Genomic DNA, 16698 nt, shown 5'->3' with positions numbered 1-16698 from the left:
TCGGCCGAAGAACGCACCACCTCTTATAGACTCACCGCTCCCGCAACGCCTCACTCTGATACTTCAACAACGGCGTCAACAAATACTCAATAATCCGCCGCTGCTCGGTCTTGATCTCCACCGAACTCGACATGCCCGGCTCCAACTGCACATCCTTGCCATCCGCCACAATCACATGCGCACCGAGCTGGATCCTTGCCGGATAAACCAACCCCAACTTGTCATCCTTCACCGCATCCTGTGAAATCGACATGACCTTGCCCGGGATCGTGCCGTAGTGGGTATACGGAAAGGCATCCAGCTTGATTTCAGCCTCCTGTCCCGGGCGAACAAAGCCGATATCCCGGTTGAGAATCTGCGCTTCAATTTCCAACCCCGCATCGTCCGGCACAATCACCAACAAGGCCTGAGCCGGAGTGACCACACCACCAATCGTATGCACAGCCAACTCCTGCACAGTGCCACCCACCGGCGCCGTCAAGTGGGTTTGCCACTGCCGTTGCTGAAACTTGGTTTCATCCCCCTGATCCTGGGCCAACTGCTGCTGCGCCTGATTGAGCGCATCGAGTTGTTCACGGCGAAATTGCGCAATGGCGGTATCGATATCGTCACGTTGCTCCTGAATCGTGGCCTGCAATTCCTTGGCGTAACTCTGCTGCCCGGCCAGTTCCTGCTCTTGCTGAATCCGCGCCTGCTCCTTTTCCAGATAGGCATGGCGCGGCACATAACTTTGCTGGAGCAAGGTCTGGTAGTCCTCCTCTTCGGCGCGAGTCATCGGCAAGGTTTGCTGCAGGCTGCTGATTTTGTGCTGGGTGGTTTGCAGTTCCTGGACACGCTTCTGCAACTCCGAACGCAAGCTGGTGACTTTGCTGCGGTGCTCGTAGAAGGCGCTTTCAGCGAAACGTTGGGTATCCCGCTGCCGATCCTCCGTGGCGTCCGCAACCGCCTTGACCGTTGGTGCCCGGTTAGCAGTTTGCGCATCCAGCAGGGCCTGGGCACGGTTGATCGTCAGCATTGCGTCGACCCGCGCCGTCCTCGACTTGCCGACATCGGCCGTCACCTCGGTCGGGTCCAGCTCGATCAAGGCCTGGCCTTGCGTCACATGCTGGCCGTTGTCCACCAGGATCGCCTTGACGATGCCCACCTCCAGCGGCTGGATGGTTTTGCTTTTACCGTTGGGGACGACCTTGCCCTCCGCCACCGCGACCACGTCAAGTTTGCCGATGGTCGACCAGACCAGGGCAATCGCGAACAGCAGCATCAACGCCCACATCAAGCCACGTCCCACTCGGGACACAGGGGTTTCCAGCACTTCCAGCGCCGCTGGCAAAAATTCGACCTCGTCGCGCTGCCGTTGCAACGGATTACCCCGGGCTTTTTCAGCGTCGAGTGCGGCGCGGGCAATGTCGCGGTAATGCCGCAGTCGGGGGAACCAGCGATCAAGCAGCGACATGTAGATGCCCCGTCTGATGGCGCCACAGAGAGGCATAACGCCCGTCTTGCTGCAGCAGTTCGTCGTGGCTGCCTTCTTCGACGATGGTGCCCTTCTCGACCGTGATAATCCGCTGGGCGATTCTGACCGCGGACAAGCGGTGGGCAATGATGAACACCGTACGGTCCTTGCAGATCTTGTGCATGTTGCCGTGGATGATGGATTCCGACTCCGCATCCAACGCCGAAGTGGCCTCGTCGAAAATCAGGATTTTCGGATTGGTCACCAGGGCCCGGGCAATGGCTATGCGTTGCCGCTGACCACCTGACAAGCCATTGCCGCGCTCCCCCAACTCCGTGTCGTAACCCTGTGGCAGCTCCAGGATAAATTCATGGGCACCGGCCAGTTCCGCGGCTTCGACCACCTGATCAAAGTGCATGCCGGGTGAAGCAAAGGCGATGTTGTCGCGCACCGTGCCTTTGAACAGCATGTTCTCTTGCAGGACCACGTCGATTTGGCGGCGCAGTGAAGCGGGATCGAGTACCGACAAATCCATGCCGTCGATCAGCACCCGTCCGCGCTCGGGCGAATAGAGGCGCTGGATCAGTTTGGTCAGGGTGCTTTTGCCGGATCCGGAAGGGCCGACGATGCCGATAACGCTACCCGCTTCAGCCGTCAACGACAGCCCGCGCAGAATCTCGGGACCGTCGGCGCGGTAGCGGAACACCACCCGGTCGAACACCACCTCACCCTTGACCGGCGGCATCGAAGCTTGCCCGGCAGAGACGCCGGACTCGGCCCGGTTATCGAGGATGTCACCCAGGCGGTCCATCGACAGCCGCACCTGCTGAAAGTCTTGCCACAATTGCGCCAGACGCAGGACCGGGCCGCTGACGCGCCCGGACAGCATATTGAAGGCAATCAACTCGCCGACCGAGAGGTCGCCACCAATCACCAACCGGGCGCCAAACCACAGCAAGGCCGCGGTGGTGAGCTTGCTGATCAGGGAAGCCACCTGATTGGCCGAACTGGAAAGATTGGAGGCCTTGAAGGCGCTGGAAACATAGGCCGCCAACTGCTCTTCCCAGCGCCGCTGCATCAAGGGCTCGACCGCCATCGACTTGATGGTTTCGATACCGGTCACGGACTCCACCAGGAACGACTGGTTTTCCGAGCTACGGCGGAATTTTTCATCGAGCCGGGCTTTGAGCACCGGCGTGACGAGGACCGACAAGACGATATAGCAAGGCAGCGAGATGAAGACGATCAAGGTCAACAAGGGCGAATAGGTCAACATCACCGCGAAGAACACCAGGGTGAAGAACATATCCATGGCCACGGTCAATGCGTTGCCGGTGAGGAAGTTGCGGATATTCTCCAGCTCACGGACCCGCGCCACACTGTCACCCACTCGCCGTGCCTGGAAATACGCCAGCGGCAACCCCAGCAGGTGATTGAACAGCCGCGCGCCCAGTTCGACATCGACCCGGTTGGTGGTGTGACTGAACACATAGGTGCGCAGCCCACCCAGCAAGGCCTCGAACACCGAAATGGTAATCAGGCCGAACGCCAGCACGTCCAAGGTCGACATTGATTTGTGCACCAGCACCTTATCAATCACGACCTGCATGAATAAGGGCGAGACCAGGCCAAACAATTGCAGGAAGAACGAACCGGCCAGCACTTCCATAAATTGCTTGCGGTATTTGACAATCGAAGGAATAAACCACGACATATCAAACTTGCCACCGCCCTGGGCGAGAACGGCACGTGAAGTCACCAGGATTAAACGACCGGACCAGACCGGTTCAAATTCAGCCAAGGTGATTTGAAAAGTACGCTGTTGTACTTCGTCATGTAGCAAGACGTTGTCGTTCGCGCACTTGGCCAGGACCAGAAAACGTCCATCGCGAAGTTCGACGATAGCGGGGAGCGGTGTCTGGGCGAGGCGGTTGACCTGGCTCGTGGTAGAGCGGGCCTTGAGCGTGACCTGCCGCGCCAGACGTACCAGCGTCAGGGCATCGATAGGCCGGGACAGTCCTGACAGGTGCCTGAGGCGTTCCGCGCTGACAGCGACACCTGAAAGTTGGGCGATGACGACGAGTGAGGCGATGCCACTGTCTTCACTTCCTGTGGACTCTAGCGCTTCAGGCGAAACGCTGCTCCCTGCGTTACGATCAGACATGTCAACTCAATGGCATTAACGAAAGATGGAAGTAGACCGTGCAATAACAGGCACGTCAAACCAACCTAGAGCAGGCCAATACATTAAAAAGCGCTATAGCTAAAAATCGGTTTCACCAAAAACCCAACTTGACATCAACTAAAGTCAGACATCAAAAAGCCATCAGAGGCTAGCACCTCTCATTGCCAAGAAGAAGCATTGTTTTCGCCCAGAAAACTTCGCGAGCGGTGAAAAATTTCAGATTTCATATTTGTATCAAAAACAAAACATAAAAATACCAATCGACACATTGAGTGCGCTCTGCAGACTAAAAAACCATACGATTCAGCTGCTGTAGGTATCATCTCGATTAAGTCGACTGGTAACAGCCATCATACAATTGACTCAGGCACCTGTGCCCTGCATGCCAATAAAGCGCTCCCGTAAACAAGAAACGCCCCTTGCTTTCTCCCCTCCAGGTTCGGCAACTTCAAACCCGTTCAGCATTGGTTCAGCATCGCCGGCAACATCGCTTGCGTCCCGCTCAGCCATCCCGCAAAAAACGGTATTGCTGTCCTCGGAAAGTCAGTAATAACAGCTCGGTTCCCTCCGAACTGAGTAAGCCGGTATGCTGCCCAATACATTTTTCAAAGGAATTGAATCCTCATGACCGCACTGGATAACGCTTTTCACAGCCTGCATCAGAATGGACTGCTGGTCCTGGCCAACGTGGCCGATGCGGGCGGTGCGCGCATCGTCGAACGCCTCGGCGGCAAGGCCGTGGCTACCAGCAGCGCCGCCATGGCCTGGTCCCATGGCTACCAGGATGGCAACCAGTTGCCTCTCGACCTGCTGAGCACCACCGTCAAGTCCATGGCACGGGTGCTCGGCGTCCCGCTCACGGTGGATATCGAAGCCGGCTACTCGGATGACCTGGAGCAGGTCGGCCGGGTGATCAACGCCGTGATCGCCGCCGGGGCGGTAGGGATCAATATCGAAGACGGCCTCGGCTCGCCAGAGTTGCTGGTGCGCAAGATCGATGTGGCGAGAAAGGTAGCGAACCAGGCGGGTATCAAGCTGTTCATCAACGTACGCACCGACGTCTACCTGAAAAACCTGTTCCCCGCCGAACAGCGTCTTGAAGAGCTGCTCAAACGCGCCGCACTCTATGCCGGCGCCGGAGCTGATGGGCTGTTTGCCGCGGGCGTGGTCGACTCGAACGAAATTGCCGCGATCTGCCGGGCCACCCCACTGCCGGTCAACCTGCTGTCCCGGGACGGGCTGGCCTCCCCCGATGAGTTGCAGCGCCTGGGCGTCAGACGCCTCAGCGCGGGCTCGAGCATCGCCGAGTTCCTGCATGGCGCCATGGGCACATTGGTCCGCAGCTTCCTGGACAACGGCCAGCTCGATACCCACGCCTTGAAAGCCCATACCTACGGCGAACTGAACGCCTTGATGGCGGCGAAAACCGAGTAATCCCTGCTCCTGGACGGGGTCAAGTGCCCCGTCTGATACCTATGTCCCCATCCCACCCCTGAACTCCCCCGGCGTCGTTCCACTCCAGCGTGAAAACGCCCGGACGAACGCCGGCGGCTCACTGTAGAAGAGCTTGAAGCTGATGGTTTTAATGGAGTCTTCGGAGTGACGCAGCAGGTAGATCGCCCGTTCGAAGCGTATCTTGTCCACCAACTCCGAGTACTGCACCCCCTCCTCCCCCAGGTGCCGCCGCAAACTCCGTTCCGAGCAGTTGAGCTTCTTGGCCATGGCGGCCGCGTTCGGATAGAAATCGATGCACGCCAGAAGGCTGTCCACCCGGCTTTGCCAGGACAACGCTGCACGTTCGGCCTGGGCTTCGCGGCACAGCTTTAGATACAGGTGATAAGCGTGCGGGTTTCGTCGTGCATTGCGCGGGTGGCCCCGTTCATTGTCGTAGGTGACATAGGTGTAGTCATGACCGAAGCTCACGGGGCAATCGAACTCGACCGGATAGCGTTCGGCGTCTTCGGGCTCGGGATAACCGAATGCCACTGCCCGCACATAACCCTCTGCATCCGCACCGAAAATGTCACGTAACAGCTGGCGCGTGCCGAGAATGTCGCGGTCGATAAGAAACCGGTACAACGCGGGCAATCCGCCGACCTGACGGTATCGGACGACCGATTGACCTACCGCGAGACTGCCGATCAGTTCGGGCACGATCCAGGGATTGGACAGCGGATGGAAACGCCTCGACAGATAACCGGCATGGCCCAGGTCGATCGCGTTGGCCAACAGTCCGCCCAGCACACCCACGCTATTCACGTTGGTCAGCCGACCGAGGTCGAGCCCGGCCGCGGTGCCTCGATAAAGACGCTGGATATTTTCGTAGACCGTCTGTTCCTGACGGCTGTTGGGAACCGATTCCGGTAGCGCAAAACTGTCGACATCCAGACCACTCCCCGCCAGCACCTCATGCAGCGAATACCCCCAAGCCTCCATCTGTGCGATGCAGAAGCACAGCGGTGCCTGGCTGGCGCGGGGAAACAGGGAAAGGCTCATGGCAGCTCACGCTTCGCAGAAAGGGCTATTTAATGCCTTTTTGGCCGTGATTATCAATCATCTGACACGTTCGAACATCGCCTCAAAGGGGTCGGTATTGGCTTAATGCCCCTGGAGAAAAACAATAGTGAGGCAGCGTTAATGAGCAAATCGGTCTTCATCACCGGTGCATCTTCAGGCTTGGGGCGCCAGTTGGCAGGCGAATTCGCCAAACGTGGCTATGACCTGGCGTTGGCTGCCCGTCAACTCGACGTCCTGCAAATCATCAAGTCCGAACTGGAGGAGCACCATGGCGTGCGGGTGCGGGTCTATCCGCTGGATGTCAGCGATACCGAACAGGTACGCGGCACCCTGAATACCGCCTGCGCCGAACTGGGCCAGCTCGATATCGTCGTGGCCAACGCCGGGTTGGGCAGCGACGGGCGCATAGGGCGCATCGATTTCGCCAATTCCCGTCAGATGTTCGAGGTCAACGTTATCGGTGCCTGCGCAACCATCGACGCCGCCATCACCCTGTTCAAGAACCAGGGGCATGGGCAGATTGTTGCGATGAGCTCGGTCGCCAGCTGGCGCGGCCTGCCCGGCAGCGGCGCCTACAGCGCCAGCAAGGCCGCCGTCAGCGTCTACATGGAAGCCCTGCGCTCCGAATCGCTGGGCAAGAACCTGACCGTGACCGTTATCTATCCGGGCTTTATCGATACACCGATGAACAACAAGCTCAAGCACCGGCCCTTCCTGCTGTCGCTGGAGGACGGCGGCAAACGGATCGCCGATGCCATTGTGCAACGTCGCAAGCGTGCGGTGATTCCCGGCTATCCCTGGCGGCTGCTGCGCCCCCTGCTGAAACTGCTGCCGACCGCGCTGATCGGCAAACTCTTCTGAGCACACGACCATGACCGCCACCATCTGCCAGATCGCGCTGAGCGTGCGCGACACCACCGCGTCCCTGCATTTCTACCAGAAACTGTTCGGCCTCAAGCATGTCTTCGGCACCCTGTCCTTTCGCGGCAAGCAGGCCGAGCGGATACAAGGCCTGGCCGGCGTGGCATCGCGGGTCAGTTGGCTGATCGACGACCGCGCGTTCTTCCAGTTGGAACTGTTCGAATTCGAGTCGCCGGTCGCGGCCCCCCTCGCCCCCGAGGACGACGAGCGCGTCGGTTATCGGCGAATCCTTGCGCGGGTCGACTCGCTGGAGCGTTTCGAGGCGCTCGCCCAATCCCTAGGCCTGCCCCTGGAGACCCGCCCGGCTGCCAATCGTCGTTTCATCCGGGATCCGGACGGCATTCTCATCGAGCTGATCGAAGACCGCTCACTGCAAGGGTCGCCCTACCCGTGCAAGCTGACAGGCCTGGGCCTGGTTGTCGCCGATTGCGCACGCAGCGTGGCGGCCTTTGTCGGCGGGTTGGGTTTCCAGCGTAGCGACGACAAGGTCGAGCCGGATAACGATACCGTCGCCCAAGCCGGCCTGATCAAAGGCGACATGTGGCTCGAGCTCCGCCAAGCGGCGGCCCCCAAGCCCTGGCCGCCCCGTTACCGACTGAGCGATATCGGCATCATGAACCTGGCCGTCGGCTTCGACAGCCAGGAGGCGTTCAACGCACTGTTCGAACGGGCGCTCGTGGCCGGCTTCGCGCCCAACTACAAACCGCTGGGCCAGGCGGGTCTGGTGCAGTGCGTCTACGTCAACGACCCGCAGGGGTTTTCCGTGGAGATGCTCTACTGCTCGCCGCAACTGTACCCCCTGGTGGGCTTCAGCAAGCCAGACTTGAAGGCCCGGTTGTTCAACCGCCAACGCGAGAAGCTGGCCTACAAAGCGCTGGGCACCCGCCGAGACAGTTTCTTCTCGCGACAGATCAGGACCGAAATCGAGATCGATGCCGCACCCAGTGCGGTGTGGAACTGCCTCGTCGACTTCGAGCGCTACGGGCAGTGGAACCCCATGCTGGAGATCCAGCGGATCGATCACCGTCCGGGCGGCCAGATGCACTTCGCGGTCAAGCTGGGCAAGGAGCGCAAGGCGTCCTTCCAGGCCCGCATCAGCAGCGACGAAGCGCCACGCCGTTTCGCCTGGCGTGGCGGAAACCCGTTCACGGTGGCCGGCGAACATTTCTTCCAGTTGGTGGAGAACGCCGATGGCTCGACCCGTTTCATCCATGGCGAGCGTTTTTCCGGCCTCTTGCTGCCGGCACTCTGGCAGCGCCTGAGCCAGTCGAAACGACTCTATCAACGTATGAACGAAGCGCTGAAACAACGTGTCGACAGCGCCCATCAGGAGGCAACAGATGAAAGACTTGAACGGTAAGGTCAGCGTGATCACCGGCGCTGGCGCAGGCCTGGGTCGTGAACTGGCAATGGCCTGTGCACGCCGGCGGATGAAGCTGGTACTGGCCGATGTTGAAGCCGGTAACCTGGAGGCCACCCGCACCTTGATCCAGCAGAAGCTTCCCGACACCGACATCGCCACCCTGCCAGTAGACGTCTCCAAATTCGAGCAAGTCGCCGCGCTGGCGCAACTGGCCATGCAGCGTTTCGGTGGCGTCCATCTACTGTTCAACAACGCCGGCGTGGGCGTCACTGCCCCTCTCTGGGAAAACACCGTCTCCGATTGGCAATGGGTCACCCAGGTCAATCTTTATGGTGTCGCCTGGGGCGTGAAAGCCTTCACGCCGATCATGCTCGAGCAGGGCGAGGGACACATCGTCAATATCGCTTCGGCGGCCGGCTGGATGTACTCGGCCGGCAGCGGCATTTACAACGCCACCAAAGCAGCGGTGGTGGCGCTTTCGGAGAGCCTGGCCAATGACCTGAAAATGGCCAACAGCGTGATCGGTGTCAGCGTGCTCTCGCCTGCTTTTTTCCCCACCGGCATCATCGACGCCGAGCGCAATCGCCCGGTGGAGTTCGCCGACGCTGCCGTCGACAGCGAGATGAAGCGCCAGTACGAGGAGCGGGTGCGACGAGCCGTGGAAGCCGGCAGGATTTCCGCCCGGGAAATCGCCGAAATCACCCTGAAGGGCGTGGAGGAAAACCGCTTCTACCTCTTTCCCCATGCCTGGGTGCCAGGTGTGATAGCCCTGCGCAGCCAACAAGCGCAGGCGGGCATGACCGCGTTCGACCCCCATGGTGGATCGGCCTGAACGCCGGCCCCGGACGACAGGCCATGAAGTTCGTCTTCAAAGGGCATAGCCATTCAGAGGGGTTATCCGTTGCACGTCACGCTCCTACCATGAAGCGTCCCTTATCAAACGATGACGCTTGAGGGCTAAAAGGAGCGATGAACAAACAATGTCAGGCCAAACCGCACTTATCTCGGACTTGCCGCTACCGCGCCGTAATACTCGTTATGGTATTGCCTTCGGCTCGATAGCGGCGGTTATCTGGGGCACCTTCCTGGCGGCTTCACGCCATGGAATAGGAGCTGGACTGCATGCCAGCGACCTCGCGTTCATTCGCTTCGCCGTCGCCGGTGCCCTCCTGCTGCCCTGGGTGCTGACGCATTCACCGCGCACACTGGCCGGTATCGGCTGGCGCCGAGGAGTGCTCTTGTCGCTGCTGGCTGGCCCCCTGTTCATCCTGATTGGCGCGAGCGGCTACCGGTTCGCGCCCCTGGCCCATGGCGCGGTGATCCAGCTCGGCGTATTGACGCTCATGAGCATCAGCCTTGCCGCCCTGCTGCTGGGCGAGCGACTGAAAACATCACGGCTCATCGGGCTCGGTGTACTCATCGCCGGGCTGATAACCATTGCCGGCCCGAGTCTTCTGGACGGTCAATCGCAGGCCTGGATCGGCGATCTGCTGTTTGCCACGGCCGGATCGATGTTCGCTGTTTTCACGATCCTGATGCGCCGCTGGAAACTCAATGCCTTCGCTGCCACGGCGGTGGTGTCGGTGCTCAGTGCCGTCGTCTACTCCCCTCTCTATATGGCCTGGGTCGGCACTCAACGCCTGTCGGCAACACCGATTGCCCTGCTCATTGAGCAAGGCGTTGTCCAGGGCCTGCTATCGGGCATCGTCGCGCTCTTCGCGTTCGCCCGGACCGTGCATTACCTCGGTGCCGGTCGAGCCGCACTCTTTCCCGCACTGGCCCCCGCCGTCGCGATACTGCTCGGCGTGCCGCTGGTCGGCGAGCTGCCCACGACGGGCCAGTGGTACGGCCTGGCCATCTGCACCAGCGGCCTGCTGATCGCCTTGCGCGGTGGTCCCCCCCGCACTCGCTGAACCAGCGCTCTACCCCTCCTGACTTATCTGAAAACCAAGGAACCCCCATGACTCAATCAATGATTGCGGGCCGCGACACGCCCCCTGTTCCCTACACATTCGACGGACTGTTGATCAACGGAAAATGGTGCACGGGCAATGCCGGCAGCGTACTTGAAGTCAACAACCCCTATTCCCATGAGCGCCTTGCCGAGATCCACGAGGCCAATCTGGGCGACGTCGACCGCGCTTACCAGGCGGCCCGAGCGGCGCAGGTGCAGTGGCAACAGAGCTTGCCGGGAGAACGCGCAGCCGTGTTGCGCAAGGCTGTCGAGGTCCTTGATGCGCGCCATGGAGAAGTGGTCGACTGGCTGATTCGCGAATCCGGCAGTACCCGCATGAAGGCTGAAATGGAGTGGGGAGCCGCCCGCGCCATTATTCTTGATGCCTCCACGCTCCCGAGCCAGGCCCAGGGCCGGATCATCGCCGGCGACATCCCCGGTAAAGAGAACCGTATCTATCGCAACCCGGTGGGCGTAGTCGCGGTCATCAGTCCGTGGAACTGGCCGCTGCACCTGACCTGTCGCACACTCGCCCCGGCGCTGGCCCTGGGCAATGCCGTGGTGGTCAAGCCGGCCAGTGAAACGCCGATCACCGGCGGCCTGCTGATCGCCCGGATCCTTGAGGAAGCCGGCCTGCCTGCCGGTGTACTCAATGTGTTGGTCGGCGATCCGGCGGTAATCGGCGATGGCTTTGTCCAACATCCCGTGCCCCGGGTCGTCTCGTTTACCGGTTCTCTGGCCGTGGGGCGGCGTATCGCCGGCCAGATCGCCAACAGCCCGCGGCTCAAGAAAATGATGCTGGAACTCGGCGGCAATGCACCGCTGGTAGTGCTCGAAGACGCCGATCTCGAGTTGGCGGTACATGCCGCGGTCGTCAGCAAGTTCCTGCACCAGGGACAGATCTGTGTCATTGCCAACCGGATCCTGGTCCATGAAAAGCTCCATGACGCATTCGTCGAACAGTATGTCGAGCGGGTCCGTGAGTTGAAAGTCGGCAACCCCAATGACCCGGATACCGTGATCGGCCCCTTGATCAGCCAGAAACAACTGCACCACGTGCAACGTTCGATCGCGGCGGCCAATGCCGAAGGGGCCCGACAACGGCTGGGAGGTGCGGCGCAAGGCCTGGTGGTGCCGCCACACGTGTTTGACCGGATCACCCCGCAAATGGGGCTTGGGCGCAGCGAACTGTTTGGTCCCGTCGCACCGGTCCTGTCTTTTGCCAGCGACGCCCAGGCGCTGCACATGGCCAACGACACCGAGTTCGGGCTTTCCAGCGCGGTCTTCGCGCGCGATGTATCAAGGGCCGAGCGCTTTGCCGCCGGCCTGCAAACCGGCATGACGCATATCAACGACATCACCGCCGTTGACCTGCCCAACATGCCGTTCGGCGGGGAAAAGAACTCCGGCCTGGGCCGCTTCGGCAGCGAAGGCCTGATTCATGAGCTGACGACTGAACATTGGATGTCGGTGCAGCATACGCCTCGCCAATATCCGTTCTGATCACACAACCCCTGTTCGGAGTGTTCCCGCCCATGAAGCTGACCGGGCGGGAACAGCCGATCCGACTCAGGTATCTGCCAACTGACGGTTATCGACAGGCAACCGCCGCAGACGCTTGCCTGTCGCGGCAAACAGCGCATTGACCAGTGCCGGCGCAATCATCACCGTGGACACCTCACCGATCCCCCCGGGGCTTTCCTCACTGTCGAGCAGATGGGTCTCGATGGCGGGCGTCTCATTCATCCGCAAGACCCGATAGCTGTCGAAATTGCCCTGTTCGACCCGCCCGTCCTTGAAGGTGATGTTGCCGAACAACGCGGCACTCAGACCAAACACCGCCCCGCCCTGCATCTGCGCCACGACACTGTCGGGAACAATGGCGCGACCGCAATCCACCACGCAGGTCAGCTTGTGTACCCGGACCTGCCCGGCAGGATCGACACTCACTTGCGCCACCTGGGCGGCATAGGTGCCGAAGCAGAAGGTCAGCGCGACACCACGCCCCTGTCCCGGCTCCGGGGGCGTTCCCCAGCCGGACTTTAGCGCGACAGTCTCCAGGACCTTGCGCGCCCGCGGATGCTTGCCCAGCAGCGCCAGGCGATAGGCCAGCGGATCCTGCCCGGCGCTGGCCGCCAGCTCATCGATGAAACCTTCGACCATGAACACGTTCTGTGTATGCCCGACTCCCCGCCAGAAACCGGTGGTAATCCCCTCGGGCGGCTCGTGCCGGATATAGCTGACGCCGATATTGGGGAAATCGTAGGGACCGCTCGGGTCGCGGATGGCATCGCCATCGATACCGTTGGTAAAACGCGCCGGCAACCAGCGGGCGAGGATCGACGATCCGGTCACCTTGTGGGTCCAGGCCGTTGGCAGTCCCCGGGCATCCAGCCCGGCACTCAGGTGATTGAAATGATAGGGCCGCAAGGTACTGTGGCGGGTGTCCTCCTCCCGCGACCAGATGACCTTGAGCGGGAACGCGACCTGTTTGGCGAAAGCCACCGCCTGGGCAACGAAATCCACGTCCAGGCGGCGGCCAAAGCCGCCCCCCAACAAATGGTTGTGCACCTGGACCTGAGTCTCGGCCAGTCCGGTCAATTGCGCGGCAACCGCTTGCGCGCGCGCCGGCACCTGGGTCCCCAGCCACAGGTCGCAACCCTGGGCACGAACATGCACAGTGCAGTTCATCGGCTCCATGCAGGCATGGGCCAGAAAGGGCACCTGATAGACCACTTCGAATTTTTTCTCGGCCTGCGCCAGCGCCTGCTCGACATTCCCCACGTTACGCACCGGCGTGCCGGCCGCTTGGGCAGCCTGCTCGATCGCCTGCAACATGTCAGCCGTGGAGAATTGTACATTGACGCCTTCGTTCCATTGGATCTCGAGCAAGCCCAGCGCCTTGCGCGCCGCGCCCATATGCTCGGCCACCACCGCCACGGCATTGTCGATATGCAGTACCTGCAGCACGCCCTTGACCGCCAGCGCGGCACGCGCATCGACACTGGCGAGACGGCCACCGATCACCGGGCAAGCCATCACGGCGGCCACCCTGACCCCTTCCGGACGGGCGTCGATGCCATACAATGCCGTGCCATTGACCTTGGCCGGCGAGTCGGTGCGCTGGTGGGTGAGTCCGATCAGCTGGAAATGCTCCGGGGTCTTCAACTCGACCTTTTCCGGTACCGGCAACGTCGCTGCCCTTTCCACCAACTCACCGTAGGCGAGGGAGCGCTGGCTGGCCTCATGCAGGACAACCCCCTCGCGGGCCATGCAACTGCTGGGGGCAACTCCCCATTGCAGGGCGGCGGCCTGGATCAATAGCGTGCGCGCACTGGCGCCGGCCTGGCGCAACGGTTCCCAGGTACTGCGGATCGATGTCGAGCCACCGGTGACCTGGAAACCCAGCAGCGGATTCACATAGCGCCGGTTATCCGCCGGAGCATGCTCGATCACCACTTGATCGAGCCGCACCGCCAGTTCTTCGGCAATCAAAACCGGGATCGAGGTGTAGGTCCCCTGCCCCATCTCGACCTGGGCGATGGTGAACGTCACCTTGCCCCGCCGATCGACCCGGATAAACGCATTGGGCTCGAACAGCGTGGCGCCGTCGGCCTGGCTTACATTGATCGCCCCAGGCAACGCGAGGCTCAGCAACAGCCCGCCGCCACTGGCCGCACCGACCTTCAGGAAACCGCGCCGGGACCACGCTCCGGTGCCCGGTGTATCGCGCTGGGTGCTCATGCGCCCACCTTGACGAAGGTCGCCCCGGCCGCCTGCCTGATCGCCGCGTGAATACGCACATAGGTGCCGCAGCGACAGATATTCCCGGACATGGCGTTATCAATATCACTGTCACTGGGGTTGGGATTGCTCGCCAAGAGCGCCGTCGCCGACATGATCTGCCCGGACTGGCAGTAACCGCATTGCACCACCTCAAGTGCCTGCCAGGCGGCCTGGATCTTCTGCCCCGCGGCGGTCTCGCCGATCGCCTCGATGGTGGTGATTTCGGCCTGGGCCAGGGCACTCACCGGCATCACGCACGAGCGAATCGCCACGCCGTTCATATGCACAGTGCAGGCACCACACAACGCCATGCCGCAACCGAACTTGGTGCCGGTCATGCCAAGCACATCCCGCAGGACCCAGAGCAACGGCGTATCGTCATCGACATCGAGCCTGTGCACGGTTCCATTTATCTTCAACGTCTGGGCCATATCCACCTCTTGCCGGCCATGGGGTAGCGGCTTGACTGGCTCCGCCACTGAATAAAATGCTACCGGTCATCCTAGGGGCAACTCGCGCCGCGGAGAATTTACCTGACCTTCAGAGGCTTTGAAGCCCAGCTAACAAGGGGGGGACGGCTAAAGAATCCGTAGTGACGTCGATGTCCCCAATGGCGGAGCATTGGAAAAATGCCCTCCCGAGGGATCACGCAGGAAGTCGATAAGCGCCCTGAGCTTGCGGGTCACCCGCCGGCGATCGGGGTAATACAGGCTAAAGCCGGGGAGCTCCGGCCCCCAATCCTCGAACAGGCTGACCAACTCGCCACGCTCGATAAACCGATCGATGTAGCCGCTGATCATGTAACCGATACCGTTGCCATCCAGCGCGCTTTGCACCAGGGCCGCCGAATCATTGACGATCAGCCGGCCGCGCACGGGCAGTTGCAGGACTTCCTCGCCCTTGGCCAGATCCCAGCGCTCGACCACGCCCCCGGAGGAACGAAAGCAGATGCAGTTGTGGTCGAGCAGATCGCTGGGATGCTCGGGCGTACCGTGCCGTGCCAGATAGGCGGGAGAGGCGATAACGCGCATGCGCACGCTGGGCCCGACTTTGATCGCCACCATGTCGCGTTCGACAAAATCGCCGAAACGAATACCCGCATCAAAGCCCAGCCGGACAATGTCGACAAAGGCATTCTCCATGCTGATTTCCAGGTCGATTCGCGGATACGCCTCCAGAAAGGCGGACAGCCTGGGCTGCAGGATCGACATGTACGCCGAGCGAGGCACATTCAAACGCAGCAGCCCGGAGGGCGAGCCCGTCGTATCGCCCAGCTCCAGTGCCGCCGAGGTCAACATATTCACCGCCGGCTTTACCTTCTCCAGAAAGCCGACGCCGGCCTCGGTCAGGCTCACACTGCGGGTCGTACGGTTGAACAAGGCGGCCCCCAGGCGCCGCTCCAGATTGCGGATGACCTGGCTGACCGCCGAAGGCGATACCCCCAACCTGACCGCTGCCGCGGAAAAACTGGAATGCTCGGCGACACAGACAAAGGTCACGAGCCCGTCGAGTTGGTCCTGGCGCATGATCGTCCTCCGCAAAAAGTCATTTTTTATACCACAGGCATTATGAAGATTGACTTCAAAGCCTGAGTCAAGAGCACCGGCTTGTTCGCCCCGTCGCAAGCCCGAACAATCCTCCAACCCACCGGAGGAATCACCATGTCTACCGAACACCTGGCTCACCCCGCACAGAAAACCTGGCTGATCACCGGCGTCAGCTCCGGCTTTGGCAAGGCCCTGGCCACGACCCTGCTGTCCGCCGGCCAGCGCGTCGTCGGCACGTTGCGCAACGAGCAATCGCGCCAAGACTTCGAGCAACTGAAACCGGGTTACTCGTTTGGATGCCTGCTGGATGTCACCGACAACGCCGGGATCCCAGGCGCGATCGCCGAGATCGAAAGCCGCATTGGCGCCATCGATGTACTGGTCAATAACGCCGGCTACGGTCATGAAGGATTGATCGAAGAATCATCGCTGGAAGACTTTCGCCAGCAATTCGAGGTCAACGTGTTCGGCGCGGTGGCCATGATCAAGGCCGTGCTGCCGTTCATGCGTGAGCGCCGCCGTGGTCATATCCTGAACATCACCTCCATGGGCGGGCTGACCACCTTCCCCGGCCTCGGGGCCTATCACGGCAGCAAATTCGCCCTGGAAGGCATTTCCGAAACCCTGGGCAAAGAGGTCAGGCCTTTCGGCATCGCGGTCACCGCCATTGAACCGGGCGCCTTTCGCACCGATTGGGCCGGTCGGTCCATGGTCAGGGCCGAACGCAGCATCGGCGACTACGACGCGAGCTTTGACGGCCAACGCAAGGCACGCCTGGAGCGCAGCGGCCAGCAAGCCGGCGATCCGCTCAAGGCGGCCCTGGCAATCATGCAGGTCGTGGCCTCGCCAATGCCGCCCACCCACTTGTTGCTGGGGCGCGATGCGGTGCAATTGGTGAAGGAAAAACTCACGATGCTGCAAGCTGAAATACAGCAATGGGAAACGCTTTCGCAGAGTACCGACTACAGCTGA

13 protein-coding genes are annotated in these 16698 nt (G+C 61.1%); 7 read left to right on the top strand and 6 right to left on the bottom strand.

Going from position 1 to position 16698, the window contains the following annotated elements; all coding sequences use genetic code 11:
• Window positions 1-31: 31 nt before the first annotated feature.
• Window positions 32-1453: an HlyD family type I secretion periplasmic adaptor subunit gene (locus HX830_RS18570; protein ID WP_177101770.1), complete on the bottom strand. Its 1422-nt coding sequence runs from the start codon at window positions 1451-1453 to the stop codon at window positions 32-34.
• Entirely contained in the window at window positions 1440-3617 is a 2178-nt protein-coding gene (locus HX830_RS18565; RefSeq protein WP_177101768.1) for a type I secretion system permease/ATPase, read from the bottom strand. Before HX830_RS18565 ends, HX830_RS18570 begins: the two co-directional genes overlap by 14 nt.
• Before the next feature lie 645 nt (window positions 3618-4262).
• Between HX830_RS18565 and HX830_RS18560 the strand changes: the two genes are divergently transcribed.
• Entirely contained in the window at window positions 4263-5072 is an 810-nt protein-coding gene (locus HX830_RS18560) for an isocitrate lyase/PEP mutase family protein (RefSeq protein WP_152741430.1), read from the top strand.
• Between the two features lie 39 nt (window positions 5073-5111).
• Here the strand turns inward: HX830_RS18560 and HX830_RS18555 are convergent, their stop codons facing one another.
• Entirely contained in the window at window positions 5112-6134 is a 1023-nt protein-coding gene (locus tag HX830_RS18555) for an AraC family transcriptional regulator (protein ID WP_152741431.1), read from the bottom strand.
• Window positions 6135-6275: 141 nt separating this feature from the next.
• Here HX830_RS18555 and HX830_RS18550 point away from each other — a divergent pair, with 141 nt between their 5' ends.
• From HX830_RS18550 to HX830_RS18530, 5 genes are all read left to right on the top strand, one after another.
• A complete protein-coding gene (locus HX830_RS18550) occupies window positions 6276-7016 on the top strand; it encodes an SDR family NAD(P)-dependent oxidoreductase (RefSeq protein WP_152741432.1) in 741 nt (246 codons plus the stop codon).
• Window positions 7017-7026: 10 nt separating this feature from the next.
• Window positions 7027-8436, top strand: coding sequence for a VOC family protein (locus HX830_RS18545; protein WP_177101766.1), 1410 nt, complete (start codon window positions 7027-7029; stop codon window positions 8434-8436).
• The gene (locus tag HX830_RS18540) at window positions 8417-9271 is read left to right on the top strand and encodes an SDR family NAD(P)-dependent oxidoreductase (protein WP_177101764.1); all 855 of its coding nucleotides are present in this window, start codon (window positions 8417-8419) and stop codon (window positions 9269-9271) included. Before HX830_RS18545 ends, HX830_RS18540 begins: the two co-directional genes overlap by 20 nt.
• A 148-nt stretch (window positions 9272-9419) precedes the next feature.
• A complete protein-coding gene (locus HX830_RS18535) occupies window positions 9420-10352 on the top strand; it encodes a DMT family transporter (RefSeq protein ID WP_177101762.1) in 933 nt (310 codons plus the stop codon).
• 47 nt (window positions 10353-10399) lie between these two features.
• Complete coding sequence (locus tag HX830_RS18530; RefSeq protein WP_177101760.1) at window positions 10400-11896, top strand: aldehyde dehydrogenase family protein; 1497 nt, start codon at window positions 10400-10402, stop codon at window positions 11894-11896.
• Window positions 11897-11962: 66 nt separating this feature from the next.
• Here HX830_RS18530 and HX830_RS18525 read toward each other — a convergent pair whose 3' ends face one another.
• The 3 genes from HX830_RS18525 to HX830_RS18515 form a co-directional block, all read right to left on the bottom strand.
• Window positions 11963-14137: a xanthine dehydrogenase family protein molybdopterin-binding subunit gene (locus tag HX830_RS18525; protein ID WP_177101758.1), complete on the bottom strand. Its 2175-nt coding sequence runs from the start codon at window positions 14135-14137 to the stop codon at window positions 11963-11965.
• A complete protein-coding gene (locus HX830_RS18520; protein WP_152741438.1) occupies window positions 14134-14610 on the bottom strand; it encodes a (2Fe-2S)-binding protein in 477 nt (158 codons plus the stop codon). Before HX830_RS18520 ends, HX830_RS18525 begins: the two co-directional genes overlap by 4 nt.
• 147 nt (window positions 14611-14757) lie before the next feature.
• Window positions 14758-15705 (bottom strand): LysR family transcriptional regulator, encoded by a 948-nt coding sequence (locus HX830_RS18515; RefSeq protein WP_152741439.1) that lies wholly within the window; start codon window positions 15703-15705, stop codon window positions 14758-14760.
• 135 nt (window positions 15706-15840) lie between these two features.
• On the opposite strand from HX830_RS18515, the gene HX830_RS18510 reads away from it, so the two are divergent.
• Complete coding sequence (locus HX830_RS18510; RefSeq protein ID WP_152741440.1) at window positions 15841-16698, top strand: oxidoreductase; 858 nt, start codon at window positions 15841-15843, stop codon at window positions 16696-16698.

The organism is Pseudomonas gingeri (genome assembly GCF_013385425.1).
GTDB classification, from domain to species: Bacteria; Pseudomonadota; Gammaproteobacteria; order Pseudomonadales; family Pseudomonadaceae; genus Aquipseudomonas; species Aquipseudomonas gingeri_D.
Note: the sequence above shows the minus strand (reverse complement) of the source record. Positions and strands in the feature narration are given on the sequence as shown.

Coding starts and splice junctions, on each gene's coding strand:
- HX830_RS18560 (WP_152741430.1), top strand. CDS start 4,263: ATGACCGCACTGGATAACGCTTTTCACAGCCTGCATCAGAATGGACTG.
- HX830_RS18510 (WP_152741440.1), top strand. CDS start 15,841: ATGTCTACCGAACACCTGGCTCACCCCGCACAGAAAACCTGGCTGATC.
- HX830_RS18530 (WP_177101760.1), top strand. CDS start 10,400: ATGACTCAATCAATGATTGCGGGCCGCGACACGCCCCCTGTTCCCTAC.
- HX830_RS18540 (WP_177101764.1), top strand. CDS start 8,417: ATGAAAGACTTGAACGGTAAGGTCAGCGTGATCACCGGCGCTGGCGCA.
- HX830_RS18565 (WP_177101768.1), bottom strand. CDS start 3,617: ATGTCTGATCGTAACGCAGGGAGCAGCGTTTCGCCTGAAGCGCTAGAG.
- HX830_RS18515 (WP_152741439.1), bottom strand. CDS start 15,705: ATGCGCCAGGACCAACTCGACGGGCTCGTGACCTTTGTCTGTGTCGCC.
- HX830_RS18520 (WP_152741438.1), bottom strand. CDS start 14,610: ATGGCCCAGACGTTGAAGATAAATGGAACCGTGCACAGGCTCGATGTC.
- HX830_RS18545 (WP_177101766.1), top strand. CDS start 7,027: ATGACCGCCACCATCTGCCAGATCGCGCTGAGCGTGCGCGACACCACC.
- HX830_RS18550 (WP_152741432.1), top strand. CDS start 6,276: ATGAGCAAATCGGTCTTCATCACCGGTGCATCTTCAGGCTTGGGGCGC.
- HX830_RS18555 (WP_152741431.1), bottom strand. CDS start 6,134: ATGAGCCTTTCCCTGTTTCCCCGCGCCAGCCAGGCACCGCTGTGCTTC.
- HX830_RS18535 (WP_177101762.1), top strand. CDS start 9,420: ATGTCAGGCCAAACCGCACTTATCTCGGACTTGCCGCTACCGCGCCGT.
- HX830_RS18570 (WP_177101770.1), bottom strand. CDS start 1,453: ATGTCGCTGCTTGATCGCTGGTTCCCCCGACTGCGGCATTACCGCGAC.
- HX830_RS18525 (WP_177101758.1), bottom strand. CDS start 14,137: ATGAGCACCCAGCGCGATACACCGGGCACCGGAGCGTGGTCCCGGCGC.